This is a genomic window from Dyella sp. (assembly GCF_035486915.1).
GTDB lineage: Bacteria > Pseudomonadota > Gammaproteobacteria > Xanthomonadales > Rhodanobacteraceae > Dyella_B.
This window is the reverse complement of the sequence record NZ_DATHMR010000005.1, coordinates 1-13,939: the sequence shown is the minus strand read 5'-3', so window position 1 is coordinate 13,939 and position 13,939 is coordinate 1. Positions and strand designations below refer to the sequence as shown.

Below are 13,939 nucleotides of genomic sequence, written 5' to 3'. Positions count from 1 at the left end.
CACTGATCAAAGAATAGAAAATGTTCAGCTCTGTGAATGCGCCGATTGCTCGCGATCAATATTTTCTTTTCTGAAGCGAGCGATGTTCTACTTAAATTGCCGTCGCATTGCACGACAGCATCTACATCAACAGGCTTGCACCCTGCTCCCACCTTCTCGCTTGGCTATGTACATGCGCTCGTCGGCGAGGATGGAAAGGTGATCCGGCGATTGCGCATCATCCGGAAACATCGCCACGCCGATGCTCGCACCGATTTGCATGGTGCGCCCCGCCACCGCCATCGGTGTTTCCAGTAACTGCTTCAAGGTGCTTGCAACCTCGGTGGCTTCGTAGCGCGTGATTGGCCCTTCGAGCACGACCGAAAACTCATCGCCACCGGTTCGCGCGATGGTGTCGATGCGGCGCAGATACGTCGTAAATAAATGCGCCACCTGTTGCAGCACTTCATCGCCGGTGTGATGGCCGAACGTGTCGTTCACCGCCTTGAATCCATCCAGATCGATCGCCAACACCGCCGCGCCCGCATTGCGCTGACGGGCACGGTCCATCGCCTTGCTGATGCGATCGTGAAACAGCCGACGATTGGGCAACCCGGTCAACGCGTCATGCTGCGCCATATGCTGATTACGTTTCAGCTGGCTCTCCAGCAGCAGCAGGATCATTCCCACCGCGACCAGATACTTGGGCAGATTCCACACCTCCGCACCTACCTGCACATTGGGCAGGAATACGTCGAACGCCATGCCCACAGGAAAGACCAGCGACCAGGCCAGCAGACCCAGCAGCGTGACCACGAAGCCACCCGTCCGCCGCCGCTGACTTGAGAAGCCGAATTGCAGACAACAAACGAAATAAGTGACGAAAAGTGGCAGGACACCCTGCAAATCTGGTCCATGCGCAGAGAACTGCCAGCGCAGCAACACTGCAGCGAGTGTCGCGTTAATGACGACCCCGATCCATCGGCTCCTCGGCCGCTGCGTCCCGGGCGTTAACGCCACTACGGTGAGTGGCACGATAGCGAACAGACTCGCTGCAACCACGATAAGTGGTTTGGGAGCTGAAGGTAGCGATGTAAGCACGATATAAAACGTATAGACCGCAGAGACCGCCCAGAACAGCAAGCGGCTTCCCCACTGTTCTGGCTGTGGATCCATGGACCAGCAGAAGAGTTCGGCGCACCACACCAAGGCCGCGGTACCGACGATGTCCGCGACGATCCCGCCTACGCCCGGCACGTCCAGGAACGAATAGGCCGCGAAATGCAATTCAATACAGATCCAGCCGGCGAGCCACAGCCGCGTCATCATGCCACCAGCCGGACGCGCAACGGACACGAACGCATAGATCAGCAGTCCGACAGCTAGCAGATCAGGGACTTCTTTCCAGGACATGCATTGGGCCCACGCTTACCGGAAACGTACAAGGGATACATCGCTGTTTGCTGTTGCAAGGTTCAAGCCACATCCCTACCGGCCATGGGCGGCTGTTTCCTAAACCATGTCGGTCAAGCCATCCACCCAAGCCTGACTGCCATAACCGTTGTTCAAACTCGTAAGCGGTTTTACACATTGTGAAATCCGCAGGGCGACATTTAACTGGCAGGGCGCCTATAACAACGTCTGTCCTTGCGGCGTGAAGCACAACCATAAGTTCGGATCTGCCCCTAAATCGGCAGCCCTGCGAAAATCTTTAGCGACGCATCACCGTCAGCATCGAGAAGGCCAGTATTCACCCTGGCCTGAACGCAACATCGTGCGCTGTCTGTTCGCCATGACAGCCAGAGCGAAAACGGTTACGCCGCCCGATGCGGCAACGCGGCCATATACCGACGAATAGCCGAGGCGACGACCATCACAATCGCCAAACTCATCAAACCCATCAACGTATCATCCCACCGATGTTCTGCAGAAGAAGCGTTGTTAGACCACGCCTGATCCTGCACAAACACCATGATGAAACCGACGCCAAACTGCGTGCCTATATAACCGGTGGTCGTGCACCCGGTTTCAGCTGTTCCTCCTACACTTGGATGTACAGCACCGTGTCTTCGTAAACAACACGCAGTGGCCCACCACTAACGAGCGGCCGCCAAAGGCAGTACCGTATTTTTCCGATAAAGTGGCTCTATGCGACCGTTTCATTTTTCATTGAATAAGGCAGCAAGTAAGCTTGATAGTCGCTAGAGAGAAAACTGCCCCTCTTTCGTAGGGCTGTGGCGAAAACGATACCCCCATTCCCCCAGAGATTTTTGATCGTGCCGCATTATTCCGGGCCCTTGCTCACACGTTCTATGGCTCAGGCGCTGCTCGCCGCACACGAAGCTGGCGCGGCTGAATGGACTGGATCGTTGGACCTGGGTCGATCGAGCGGTAACGCAACCTTGCACGCGGATGCGTGGCAGTGGAAAGGCGTGCACTATTCTTATCCGCACACGCTGAAAGACCGCACCATCTATTACTGGGACGGCGATGAATTCGCATCGGTGTCGCGCTTTTCCGGCTCGCTGATCAAGCTGGTGCCCACCGAGTGGGGAGCGCCCACATTCGAGATCGACGGCATCAAGATGCTGCCAACCGCGAAGGAATCGCCATTCGAGGATGCGCGCCGCAAAGTGGCATTGGTCGAACCTCGCGGCAAAGTGCTGCTGGATACCTGCGGTGGCCTGGGCTATTTCGCTGCCTGCTGCCTGGAGGCCGGGGTCGCATGCATCCAGTCGTTCGAAAAGAACGCGGATGTACTTTGGTTGCGCACGATCAACGCGTGGTCACCGGATCCCGATGCACCCGCCAGCGGCGGTCGCTTGCAACTCACGCACGCCGACGTGTCGCAAACGATCGTCCAGATTCCCGATGCCTCGGTCGATGCACTACTGCACGATCCTCCACGCTTCGGCATTGCCGGTGAGCTCTACTCACAGGCGTTCTACGATCAATTGGCACGCGTGCTGCGGCGTGGCGGACGTCTGTTCCACTACACCGGCAGCCCAAACAAACTCACCAGCGACCGCGACGTTCCACGCGAGGTGGCAAAGCGGTTGGAGAAAGCGGGATTCAAGACGCAACTCGCGTTGGACGGCGTTTTAGCGACACGGCGTTAAACACGGTGCAAAAGAAGTATGCCGCTCTTTCGTGGTGACTTCGACGGCAAATGACGTCATACCTCGAAACGTCCCCCAGCCTTTAGGAGGTAGCGTGATCGGCACCTTCAACATTGCGAGGATGGTCCTCGCTTTGGATATTCGATGAGCGGGGTGAACGCGTAGGGGTCAGAGTCATCTTCAAGCGACTCTGACTCCTGTCGAAGCCCCTTCAGCTTGAAGGATCAAACGGCCTGTCGTAACAGTACTTTGCCGCTGGCCAATTCGTACACAGCGCCGACGACACGAACGCCCTTCTGTCCAACGGCTTCGGAAATCACCGGTTGCGCCGATGTCACGCGCGCCACGTTGTAATCCACGTTGGTGCCGATGGCGTTGATCAGCATGTTATCGCCCCCGGCTTCCACCGCCTTGGCGACGCCCGGACGTATGGCGTCGACAATGTCCCAGATGTGCCCGGGCAACGGTGCCGGTTGCTTGATTTCGTTGATAGTCGCTTTGACCGCACCACAATCGGTATGCCCGAGCACCATGATCAACGGCACCTTAAGCACACCTACCGCATATTCCAGGCTCGCCAGGCTATCGCTGCTGAGGTAATTGCCGGCCACGCGCACGACAAACAGATCGCCGGGGCCTTGATCGAATACCAATTCCGGCGCCACGCGCGAATCGGCGCAACTCAATATCGCAGCAATCGGATATTGCGCCTTGGCGCGGGCGGCACGGCCCACCGAGAAATCCTTGGCGTCGATCTTGTTGGATACATAACGCGCGTTGCCATCGATCAGGCGCCGCAGCGCGACATCGGGCGTGATGGCATTTTGAGGCGGTGGTGCATCGGCGAACGCGTAGCGGGGCATCAATGTGCTTAATGCAAGCAATCCCAGACCTGCTTCCAGAAACTGACGGCGGGACTGCAACGAATGCGAAGGGTGATCGCACATGGCATGTCTCCATTCAGATGGCGGATTGCCCCCAAGACGGGAACGAGACAACGGGGACTGGGATAGTTAACGCCATTTGATTAGCCCCGTCACCTTTTTAGCGGTAGTTACCTCTTAACGCACAGCGGTTATCGGAATGCACGCCTCTCCCCTATTCTCCGGAGGCCTGTTCCTTTAAAAGAGGACGTATGAACGCCACTGAGGCCATAGACTTTGTGCGCGAGCACGGCATCGTACTGGTGGCTGCACGCGGCCCGGCGCCAAAACTGGTGGAAGCGATTGCCGGCGAACCGATCAGGGGCAGCTGGTGGGCACACCCGAAAAGCCACCGGATCTTCAAAGTGTTGCAACAACTCGGTGAATCACCGGACATCCTCGCGTGTCGTTTCGTCAACGGTAAAGTCACGTTTATTCATCGCCGGCTATGGCCTGCATTGGTGAAACTAGCGGATCGTTTTGAGCCTTCGCAGTTGGCGCAGGTACATCAGGAACATACCGCGGCAGGGCATCATGAGACGCGTGACGTACCGTATCCGGAATGGGTGCCGCCGGAAGTTTTCGAGGAAGCAAAAGGCATGAGCGAGAGCGACGCGCTGGTGTTACTAGGGCAGCTCGCGTCGCGATAACGGACGCTTGTCCAAGAAAAGGGTGAAATGCGCCTGCACCTAAAAAAGCAGCTCTCCGCCCTTCTCTCATCTCATCTATTTCCAATGCACCGAAGCTAGCAATTGTGACAAACCACTCCAACACAACTGCACGCCGATACAGAAGATCACGAATGCGAAAAGCCGCATGGCGACTTGCGTGCCAACCGCGCCAAGCATTCGTTCGGTCGTACTGACAAAACGCATGCAGATGTAGATGCTCGTGCAAAGGATGATCAGTGCCAGCGCCACACCCAAAATATGTCCCGCAGAAAGGCCTTCCTTTGGCGAACCGGTGCCAAGTGCGATAGCCACCGCGATGGAACCGGGACCCACCGTAAGGGGAAGCGTTAACGGATAAAACGCCTTGGACGCCAGGGATTCCCCACGCGTATTGGCTTGCAGTGCTTGCGAATGATCGTCGGTCGGCTCGTCGCTGGGTTTCTGCAAGAGATTCCATCCTGCCATCGCGATAATCAAACCACCGGCTACTCTGAGCACCGGAATGGATATGCCGAAAAACGTAAGCACGTACGCGCCAATCGATAGCGATGCCAACAAGATCACAAAGCTGTTAAACGTAATTCGTCGTGCCAAGTCGTTGCGTTCGGCCTGTGTCGCATGCGGAACCAGGCTCAGCACCATGAACGCCGATGCCGGCGGGTTGATGATCGGAAACAACCCGGTAACGAGCAACAGAACGGTCTGAGTGAGGTCATATAGCATGGCTCGCAGCCCTTCGATGGTTGATGGCGCTAACGGTCAAGATAAAGGTTCCGCCCCTTCTTACCCGATCTCTTTTCGAAGAATTTACGCGACACGGCCCACACACATATAGCCCCTTTACCCTGAGCGATATCAACATAACGCATCTGTTTCGTATAGCGATATGGGTGCACTGCTTTGACCATCATGATTATCCAGGGGCCCCATGCCCCGACCCGATCAATCAGTAGTGAAATCCTAAGCCATCTACAGCAATTAGCTCGCGCTGCCGGACGGACGTTGGAACTGTGCAGCTGCGGAGGAATGCGCGAATTTGTGGCGCGCGTCAAGGCTGTGCGGCCTCATCACACAGAATTCATGCTGCTCGATCCCGGCGATCTTGCGCAACAGGTGAACGAGCACCCGGAGGTCGGACTAAGCGAAGCTCTCGACAACTTGGCGACGCCCTATATCGAAGTTCACGATGACAGCGATGATACGTTGCAACCCAGGGATTGCTGGCACAACGCGCCTGCAGCGACCATCATCATCCACGGTGACCTGGCCACCAGCTACCGCATTGGTTTAGGGATTGCCCTGAGGCAACTGCAGAACAAGCCCGCTCAGACGGGTTAAAGATAAAAGGGGGTCAGAGATAGTCAACGCCATTTAGTGGCGCTTTTACCGCCAAGCCTGAAGATCGAGCCGGATAAACCGCGAAAAAGCACTCTGCCTTTTTCTACAGAACACAGTGAATCCGCCCCCGTTTTGGCCTCGCTTACTGCCCCGTGTTCTGACCCTTGCTCAGATCGATCATCGGAATCGAACCTGCACCGACGACCTGCGGCAGCACACCGTTCCAATGCTGCAATCCGTAGAAGTGTGCGTAGTCCGGATGACTCTTGAGCGCATCGCCTACTGTCTCGATCGCTTTGGCCTGGGCTTGCGCCTGCAACACCGTAGCCTGCGCCTCGCCATTGGCACGTTCGACCGCAGCGGTGGCCTCCGCGGTAGCGGTCACGGTTTTCTGCTCACCCTCGAATTTCTTCTGTGCCACCGTGTTTTCCGCTTGCACGGCCAGGTTCTTGGCGCGCACGGCTTCCTCAATGGATTGATCGAAAATGGGTGAGTAGTGGATGCCTACCAACTGCACGTCAATCACGTCCACATTGAACAATCGCTGCAGCGCATCGCTGATGTCCTTGCGCATTTGTGCAGTGATTTGCGCGCGCTGATCGGAAATCGTCAGCGTGTTGTACTGCGCAAAGGCAGCAAGCGCACGATCTCTCACGACAGGCAGGATGGTCGCCTCAATATCCACCGCACCGGCACGGCCAACGTGATAGAGCAGATTCATCACCGCCGAACTGGGAATCTGATAGATCAAGCTGACGTCAATCGTCACCTTCTGATTGTCATTGGTGTACACATCCAGACCGTTGAGTGTGTAAACCGAGCGACTGGTCTGCAGGCGGTCCACCGATTCAAAGAACGGCACCTTGAAGTGCACACCCGTCGACAGCGGTGTGCTCGTCATGGTCGTACCACCCATCCAGCGTGTCCCGGCTTCTTCGCTGGGAGAAACAACAAATACGCTGTTGTAAAGCAAAATAATCAAAACGGCGATAGCCATCGTGCCACCGATACCGAAGCGGCCAAGAAGGCTGCGCGGATCCTTGGATGGCATCTTCGAAGGCATATTGATCATGAATCATCTCCCATACGTTGTAAGAAATAATTCTGCCCGCACCATGGGCGGCCAGAACCTAAAGCATGCAAGGCGCCATCCAATATCCGCATCGTGCAAAAAAGGGGGTTGTTAAGTGGGTTGAATGACCACCGCCGATATCCAGATTAATCTGAATCCGACCGGACGTGTGACCTCCCCGTAGTCCACGGCCAAATTGCCAGACGGTTACGATAAAGCCGCTGCCAACATCATAAGCCGTTGGCAATTCAAACGATTTATCAGGCATGCTCAACCTGTCGCGGTCCCGACGCGGCTGACGATGAGACTTCATTTCAAGAAGGCAGATACCGGCATTCGCACAGAGCTTCTTTATGCCCACCAGCCATTCACCCAATCAGACTCAGACACCCATTCAATTGCCTGAGATGGAGCTTGCAATCGCGGATGCTGCGCTCATGCCTTTAAATAGACCGCAAGTAACCACGCAATAAAGTTAAGCGATTCCCAGCAATCGGTTTTGCTAGCATCGGACCGGGGAGGCAATGGAAAAGGTCCGATGTTACGCACGGTAGTCACTACGCTGCTACTAGCTCTTCTGTGTTGCGAAACCGCTCACGCCAGAAAGCTGGATGTGATGACGCAGCCCTTCGAGGTCGAAATCGACCTCGATGCAACAGGGCACGTCACCGCTGCGCGCCCCATGGTGAAACTGCCCGATGAGCTGAAGCCGATCGTCACGGGCACCGTCCTCACATGGCAATTTCAGCCTTATCAAAAGAACGGGCACCCTGTCGCGGTCACAACGTGGCTACGCACCCGATTTCATTACTTCAAGCAACCGAAGCAAAGCCGCGTTTTCAAGGAATTGCTGTATGTCGGCAACGGCCCCTACATCGAAAGCAGCCCCATGCGTTTTCCACATGGTTTCTTAAGTCACGGCATCGACGCAATCTTCGTAATGCAGGCGACGGTGGAACCGGACGGCAGCATCGATCACATCAGCAATGTCCGCAGCGTCACATCGCTTGGAAAACCCGCCAGCGAACAGGCGAACGAGGTGGCCGGCGACATAGCCACGTGGAAAGGACGCCCAGTGATTGCAGATGGCACGCCCGTCGCCACACGCGTGACCATCTCCCGCGCCTTTGTCGTGAACGATGAATTTCTGTCGCGCTTTCAAGTGAGTTTCTGGGACACCGAACCCTTCAAGCCCGCCAGCGACTCACCCGACCAAAGCTTCACACCTATTCAAATGCCGGGAACGGAACTCGCAATCCCCGCGGATGCACTTGTTGTAGAAAATGCTCAGCAGGCGCCCACCGAGTAGGAACAATCAACGCGACATGGGTGAGAAATGCAACATAAAACTCCTGTCGCTTTTAAGCCTAAAAAGCACTCGCCACCCGCCTTTCCGCGCAGTGATCTCCCATAAAAAAAGCCCCCGCGCCGGTACTCGGAGGCTTTTCACTATCGTGCCCGCTTTATTGGGCGAGTGCCGTTACAGGAAACGGCGGAAATCTGAGAATGCCGTATCTGATTTGCCATCGATCTTCGTCGGCGGTGCTCCCGCACCTTTCACGGTGGAGTTTTCAGGACAGCCCATGCATAGATCGGCAAAGCTTTGACAGGCCGTTTTGTCGCCCTGCGAACACTCCGTCCACCAAGTGGCACAGGTTGAACAAGGTGGAAATGCGAAAGCAGTAGTCGGACGAACCAGAGCAGTGATACCAATAAGTGCGGCAGCGGCGTAAGCCATAGAAACGAGTTTCATGGATATCCCCTTACGTTTGGTTGATCACCCCGCCGCATGTGATATCGACTCATACATAAAACACGCGTGAAATCGAGATCGGATGTAAGAGGAGCACAACGTGTCGTCAATCCTCCCTCTTCTCATAGAGAATTCTACTCTCCGCCTTCCCTTCTAACTCAGCCTCCGCCATTTCCTTTGTAAAACATAAAATCACCCTGACGCTGTTTTTTGGGTTCAACGATGATGGATGTGGCCAACTGCTTTGCCATGTCTTCCACCATTTCGTCGGGCGTCGTGAAATGGGTTTTCGAATTCTCCTGATAGGTATACGTCACCAACGCTTGCCCGTCCTTAACGCTCAGAACGCGCACTGAGAGAGCCGCGCGATCCGAGTGCAGTGCCATGTGCCCGGTGCGGTAATAATCCTGGACCTCGCCATTGATGACAAATCGGTAACCCTTTTTATTCGCGTAAGCCACCGCTGCATCGTCAGTGAGCTGCGCGTTGGCTCCAACGGGCCTTGGCAGCGAGACAGCGTGCAGACCCGGCTTTTGCGAAAGTACGCGGACAAAGATCGAACTCGCATTCGCACCGGAGCCGTCACAATCTGGTTGATTCGCGATAGTGCAGTCCTCGAACATCACAACAGCAACCGTGCTTCCGTGAGGAACGCGATGTTTTACCGTGATGTCTGGATCGTCGGTAGCACACCCCGCCAACAGCATCGCCGTTGCCAAAAGGGCACATGTACGCATGGTCATGACTGACTCTCTCCAAGCCTTGAAAGTGCTATCGCTACTAGACGAGAGAGGATACCAAACTGCTTTTCTTGCGCGTCAAAAAGCAATCAAGTCTTTTTCAGTGAGACGATAAGCTTGCCAGAGATGGAATGGCGTGAAATTGAGCGCGCAAATTATTACGGTAATCACACCGGTGGCGCAGAGCCGCGTTCATCCCGCAAATGGGCTCAGGTTCACGCATCAACAAACGTATCGTCTGAATACAGCGAACCCGACCCCGTTTTAGTAGGACACAACGATATTTCTCGGTTAAACCTTATCCAATGGCGTATCGCCACCCGTGAACTGCAGCCGGGCTTGTTCAAGCCGATACCTGCGCTCGGAACGCCAGTTGCGCCAGTTGAACAAGGCACTGATCGTATAAACGAGTTGGAATGCTTTGATGCGGCTCCATACTTTGAGCGAGTCGAATACATCGCCGGCAAGCATGGAAATCACTCCCTGCTCGATCTGCCAGATATTGTGCGGTTCGCGGAACATCTCGCCCATCACTGGGCTGTTGAATCGATAGATGAAAAACGCAAAGTGCCGCATGCCACGGCGCTGGCGACGTTCCAAGCGGCGCAATAGTCGCGCCTCCCGCTGTGGATGACGCAGCGATTCGTCGACCACTGCAACGGCCTGCTCGGCGCCACTCATCGCCAGATACACACCCGAAGAAAAAACCGGGTCCAGAAACGCGAATGCATCGCCAATCAACACCCAACCAGGGCCGCCCATGCATGTGGAGTCGTAGGAATAATTGCCGGTGACGCGCACTTCATTGTCGATCAACTGGGCACGCTCAACGCGTTGCCAAAGCTCGGCATTCATACGCAGCGTCTCTAACAAAAACTCGACCTTGCGCCCTTTGCGTTGTTTCAAATACGCCGGGCGGCACACTGCGCCGATGCTCATCACACCGCCCGGCAGCGGGATCATCCACATCCAGCCATGCTCGAAGCGGTAGATGCTGATGTTGCCGGCATCGTCGCCAGGACGGCGCTCAGCGCCGAGAAAATGGCCGAAGATCGCCGCGCTTTGGTGCTCGTCGTTTTTCCGCTTGAGCTTTTTCTTCGAGGAAAGAAACGCATCGCGGCCACTGGCATCCATCACATAGCGCGCGCGAATTTGGTAGGTCTCGTCGGTATCGGTGCCTACGTCGATCAATGACTCGCGCGAGCTTTGCTGCACGACTTGCCTTACCTCGTGGCCCTCGCGCGCATCCGCACCGCACTCGCGTGCGTGGTCGTAGAGCATCTTGTCGAAGTCCTGCCGCCATACCTGATAAGCATGCGGTGGACTGTTGCGGAGGGCCCGCGCGAATGCGTAAGTGTTGTAGCCGCGCTCGTTGTCGGCCTCGAAATCCGCGCCGGGCTTAAATACGCCGATGCCCCTCACCTTCTCCATCACACCCAGTCGCTCGAACAGCGGCAGATTCATCGGTAGCAATGATTCGCCGATATGAAAGCGTGGGTGCCTGTCTTTTTCCAGCGCGATCACCTTATGACCCATGCGCGCCAGCAGAGCCGCTGCCGTACTACCGGCCGGCCCACCGCCAATCACCACCACGTCGCAATCCTGGGCGACTTGAACTGTGATTTCCGTCATGCCCATCCTTGTGAAGCGGTCAAGCGCTATAGCTCGAATCTGCAAGAGTATGCCAGAGCAAGCCTGCCGCCCCTGTCAAACGCGCTAGGCAGCATCGATTAAATCACGATGCCCGGCGGCAAGAACAATCGCAGCACATGGCCGCTCTTTAAGGATCGTAAAACAGATCAAAGTGGGACAGATTCGCTTACGTGCGCACGCTTCACCCTATTGACGCATGCCCGTTGTCTCGAATCGATTGGCACGGCCCTTCAGCAGTCCACAAAAAGGGCTCTGACCCCTTGCCAGAGCCCCTTTCGCGTTTGACGTTGGCAGGCGCAAGGCCAGGGCCGCGGTATACACGCAGCCCCATCTCCCGATGGCCCCAACTGCCCGAAAATGCGATAATCGGGGGTTGATAGCCGCCCTCGCAGCGGCAACTGCCCCCAGAGATACCGTGAAGACCCCCCAAGGCTTGCAGGCGCTGATCGATGACGGCGTCATTGATGAAGTGCTGCGACCGCTCAAGAGCGGCAAGGAAGCGGCGGTGTACGTTGTCCGCAGCGGCGACGAAGTACGCTGCGCGAAAGTTTACAAGGACATGGCACAGCGTAGCTTCCAGCAGCGCGTGCAGTATCAGGAAGGTCGCAAGGTACGAGGCAGTCGTGAAGCGCGTGCGATCGGCAAGGCCAGCAAGTACGGGCGCAAGCAGCAGGAAGTGGCCTGGAAGAACACCGAGGTTGACGCGCTCTACCAATTGCGCGTCGCTGGCATGCGTGTGCCCGAGCCGTATGGCTATTTCCACGGCGTATTGGTGATGGAGCTGGTCACCGACGCCGAAGGCTTCTCCGCGCCACGCTTAGGTGAGATTGAACTCAGTGCGGAGCAAGCACGCGAATACCATCGCGTGCTAGTGCGGCAGGTGGTGCTGATGCTGTGTTGCGGGCTGATCCATGGCGACCTGTCCGCGTACAACGTACTGGTCGGTCCAGACGGGCCGGTGGTGATCGATTTTCCGCAAGTCGTCAGTGCCGCGGGCAACAATGCGGCGCGCACGATGCTGCTGCGTGACGTCAACAACCTCACTGCACATCTTGGACGTTGGGCACCCGAGCTGCTGGACACGTGGTACGGCGAGGAGATGTGGGCGTTGTTTCAGGCCGGCGAGCTGCGACCCGATACGGAACTGACCGGCGAGTTCACGCCGGACGAAACCGAGGTCGATCTCGATAGCATCCGCCAGTCCATCAACGATGCACGCGAAGAAATGCTGATCCGACAGCAGGGTCGCGAGGCCGCAGAGCAAGACTAGCGAAGCGCCAACGCGTTCCGGCCTCAGAATTTCTCGCCCACCGGCAGATAGCGCCACGCCCCCGGCGGCATCGCGCCGTTCGGGCCCTTGCCCAAGGCAACCCTGCCGATACGCAACCGGCGAATCGACACGACACGTAGCCCGACCTGCGCGCACATGTCGCGCAGCTGTCCATCTTGTACGCCCTTGATCGCGAAGCGAAGCCGGCTCTCGTTCTGCCAACTGACCTTGCTCGGTGGGAGCACCCGACCGTTGAAACTCAGGCCATGGTTGAGCCGGCGCAGACCGTCAGGCGCGATCTCGCCGCTGATTTCGACGATGTACTCGTGCTCGATAAGTTCAGCATCCTCGGTCAGGCGGCGTCGTATCCGGCCGTCCTGGGTCAGCACCATCAGGCCACTGGCCTCGGCGTCCAGCGACACCAGCGATGTCAAACGATGGAAATGGCGCCGAAGCAGACGTTCACCGCTGGGGTCATCGGTCCAGCGCGTCGCCGGCGTTACCAAGGTGCTGGCGGGTTTGTAAGCGTTGCTCGCGTCGAAGCCCGGCGGCTTATGCAGCAAAATCGTGGCCGGCTCTACCGCATCCAGACGAGCTTCGGGATCGAGCTCAACACGCTCGAGGGTTACCTTGTGTTGCGGTGCCTCGATCACCTGCCCGTCCACCGACACCCAACCGTTCTGAATAAATTGCTCGGCTTCGGCCCGTGAGAGACCGAACAGCTCGCAGACACGATGGGCAAGTCGAACCGGAGCGGACATGGGAATTACCAGGAAAGCGAGACCTGCAGTGTAACGACCGGAAAGCCGCCCATGCGCGGGGCATAGGCATGCGATCCGGCAAGAGGAAGAAACGGGACAGTTTCACTTATAAATGGTCGAATCGTTGCGCGCAAAAAGGCTCTGACTCCTTTGGTAGCTCAATCGATCGAAGCGGCCATTTGACCGCACATGTGCTGCGAACACAGCCGATGGTACATAGTTGGGATCGGCGTGATGAAAATGCACCCGCGCATCTATCCCTCATCGACAAGGAGGGTGACATCGCGTCCACCTGTGAAATCAGGGTCGACGCGCGGAAGAAGCGAGAGATTGCTTCAAGCGTTAATGATCGCGTTTGCCAAGCCTTCGTCAGTCCCTTAGAAAAGCAGCTGTACTGTGGCAGCACCACGTCCGACAGTGTCAGATGGGCGCCCGACTTGGCCACCGCGTTGGATGTAGTTCTGGCTGATATCGACATGATCCGCCGCGCGCCCAAACATCGCAGCTAGATTGCCGACCGATGAGGAAGTGCCTAACGTTTCGGCTCCCAAAGCTCAATCTTGTTGCCTTCGGGATCTAGAATCCACGCGAAACGGCCGTTGGGTTCGTTGTCGTCGCGTTTCAGAATGGCGACGCCCTTTGCGCGCAACCGCGCAAGTA

At 56.7% G+C, this 13,939-nt stretch carries 14 protein-coding genes; 6 read left to right on the top strand and 8 right to left on the bottom strand.

Features of this window, described 5'->3' with window-relative positions; genetic code table 11:
- Positions 1–126 precede the first annotated feature (126 nt).
- On the bottom strand, positions 127–1,392 hold the full coding sequence (locus VK725_RS00390; protein ID WP_325316091.1) for a GGDEF domain-containing protein: 1,266 nt from the start codon (positions 1,390–1,392) through the stop codon (positions 127–129).
- Between the two features lie 863 nt (positions 1,393–2,255).
- On the opposite strand from VK725_RS00390, the gene VK725_RS00385 reads away from it, so the two are divergent.
- Positions 2,256–3,098 carry an SAM-dependent methyltransferase gene (locus tag VK725_RS00385; RefSeq protein WP_325316090.1) on the top strand — a complete coding sequence of 281 codons (843 nt, stop codon included), beginning with the start codon at positions 2,256–2,258 and terminating at the stop codon, positions 3,096–3,098.
- A 224-nt stretch (positions 3,099–3,322) separates the two neighbouring features.
- On the opposite strand, the gene VK725_RS00380 is transcribed toward VK725_RS00385, so the two are convergent.
- The gene (locus VK725_RS00380) at positions 3,323–4,045 is read right to left on the bottom strand and encodes a carbonic anhydrase (RefSeq protein ID WP_325316089.1); all 723 of its coding nucleotides are present in this window, start codon (positions 4,043–4,045) and stop codon (positions 3,323–3,325) included.
- A gap of 188 nt (positions 4,046–4,233) precedes the next feature.
- Here VK725_RS00380 and VK725_RS00375 point away from each other — a divergent pair, with 188 nt between their 5' ends.
- Positions 4,234–4,671, top strand: coding sequence for a hypothetical protein (locus VK725_RS00375; RefSeq protein WP_325316088.1), 438 nt, complete (start codon positions 4,234–4,236; stop codon positions 4,669–4,671).
- Between the two features lie 75 nt (positions 4,672–4,746).
- On the opposite strand, the gene VK725_RS00370 is transcribed toward VK725_RS00375, so the two are convergent.
- A complete protein-coding gene (locus tag VK725_RS00370) occupies positions 4,747–5,415 on the bottom strand; it encodes a MarC family protein (protein WP_325316087.1) in 669 nt (222 codons plus the stop codon).
- Between the two features lie 303 nt (positions 5,416–5,718).
- On the opposite strand from VK725_RS00370, the gene VK725_RS00365 reads away from it, so the two are divergent.
- Positions 5,719–6,030, top strand: a complete 312-nt coding sequence (locus tag VK725_RS00365) for a hypothetical protein (RefSeq protein ID WP_325316086.1) — start codon at positions 5,719–5,721, stop codon at positions 6,028–6,030.
- A gap of 142 nt (positions 6,031–6,172) precedes the next feature.
- Here VK725_RS00365 and VK725_RS00360 read toward each other — a convergent pair whose 3' ends face one another.
- Positions 6,173–7,102: an SPFH domain-containing protein gene (locus VK725_RS00360; RefSeq protein ID WP_325316085.1), complete on the bottom strand. Its 930-nt coding sequence runs from the start codon at positions 7,100–7,102 to the stop codon at positions 6,173–6,175.
- A 538-nt stretch (positions 7,103–7,640) separates the two neighbouring features.
- Here VK725_RS00360 and VK725_RS00355 point away from each other — a divergent pair.
- Positions 7,641–8,411, top strand: coding sequence for a hypothetical protein (locus VK725_RS00355; RefSeq protein ID WP_325316084.1), 771 nt, complete (start codon positions 7,641–7,643; stop codon positions 8,409–8,411).
- Positions 8,412–8,582: 171 nt separating this feature from the next.
- Here VK725_RS00355 and VK725_RS00350 read toward each other — a convergent pair whose 3' ends face one another.
- From VK725_RS00350 to VK725_RS00340, 3 genes are all read right to left on the bottom strand, one after another.
- Positions 8,583–8,855, bottom strand: a complete 273-nt coding sequence (locus tag VK725_RS00350) for a hypothetical protein (protein WP_325316083.1) — start codon at positions 8,853–8,855, stop codon at positions 8,583–8,585.
- 158 nt (positions 8,856–9,013) lie between these two features.
- Positions 9,014–9,598, bottom strand: a complete 585-nt coding sequence (locus tag VK725_RS00345) for a hypothetical protein (protein WP_325316082.1) — start codon at positions 9,596–9,598, stop codon at positions 9,014–9,016.
- Positions 9,599–9,886: 288 nt separating this feature from the next.
- Complete coding sequence (locus VK725_RS00340) at positions 9,887–11,257, bottom strand: NAD(P)/FAD-dependent oxidoreductase (protein WP_414648430.1); 1,371 nt, start codon at positions 11,255–11,257, stop codon at positions 9,887–9,889.
- 406 nt (positions 11,258–11,663) lie between these two features.
- Between VK725_RS00340 and VK725_RS00335 the strand changes: the two genes are divergently transcribed.
- Positions 11,664–12,518: a PA4780 family RIO1-like protein kinase gene (locus VK725_RS00335; protein WP_325316080.1), complete on the top strand. Its 855-nt coding sequence runs from the start codon at positions 11,664–11,666 to the stop codon at positions 12,516–12,518.
- A 23-nt stretch (positions 12,519–12,541) separates the two neighbouring features.
- Here the strand turns inward: VK725_RS00335 and VK725_RS00330 are convergent, their stop codons facing one another.
- Positions 12,542–13,279, bottom strand: coding sequence for an rRNA pseudouridine synthase (locus tag VK725_RS00330; protein WP_325316079.1), 738 nt, complete (start codon positions 13,277–13,279; stop codon positions 12,542–12,544).
- Positions 13,280–13,347: 68 nt separating this feature from the next.
- Between VK725_RS00330 and VK725_RS00325 the strand changes: the two genes are divergently transcribed.
- Positions 13,348–13,788 (top strand): hypothetical protein, encoded by a 441-nt coding sequence (locus VK725_RS00325; RefSeq protein WP_325316078.1) that lies wholly within the window; start codon positions 13,348–13,350, stop codon positions 13,786–13,788.
- Positions 13,789–13,939: the final 151 nt, after the last annotated feature.

Coding starts and splice junctions, on each gene's coding strand:
- VK725_RS00390 (WP_325316091.1), bottom strand. CDS start 1,392: ATGTCCTGGAAAGAAGTCCCTGATCTGCTAGCTGTCGGACTGCTGATC.
- VK725_RS00380 (WP_325316089.1), bottom strand. CDS start 4,045: ATGTGCGATCACCCTTCGCATTCGTTGCAGTCCCGCCGTCAGTTTCTG.
- VK725_RS00375 (WP_325316088.1), top strand. CDS start 4,234: ATGAACGCCACTGAGGCCATAGACTTTGTGCGCGAGCACGGCATCGTA.
- VK725_RS00370 (WP_325316087.1), bottom strand. CDS start 5,415: ATGCTATATGACCTCACTCAGACCGTTCTGTTGCTCGTTACCGGGTTG.
- VK725_RS00365 (WP_325316086.1), top strand. CDS start 5,719: ATGCGCGAATTTGTGGCGCGCGTCAAGGCTGTGCGGCCTCATCACACA.
- VK725_RS00360 (WP_325316085.1), bottom strand. CDS start 7,102: ATGATCAATATGCCTTCGAAGATGCCATCCAAGGATCCGCGCAGCCTT.
- VK725_RS00355 (WP_325316084.1), top strand. CDS start 7,641: ATGTTACGCACGGTAGTCACTACGCTGCTACTAGCTCTTCTGTGTTGC.
- VK725_RS00350 (WP_325316083.1), bottom strand. CDS start 8,855: ATGAAACTCGTTTCTATGGCTTACGCCGCTGCCGCACTTATTGGTATC.
- VK725_RS00345 (WP_325316082.1), bottom strand. CDS start 9,598: ATGACCATGCGTACATGTGCCCTTTTGGCAACGGCGATGCTGTTGGCG.
- VK725_RS00330 (WP_325316079.1), bottom strand. CDS start 13,279: ATGTCCGCTCCGGTTCGACTTGCCCATCGTGTCTGCGAGCTGTTCGGT.
- VK725_RS00325 (WP_325316078.1), top strand. CDS start 13,348: ATGCGATCCGGCAAGAGGAAGAAACGGGACAGTTTCACTTATAAATGG.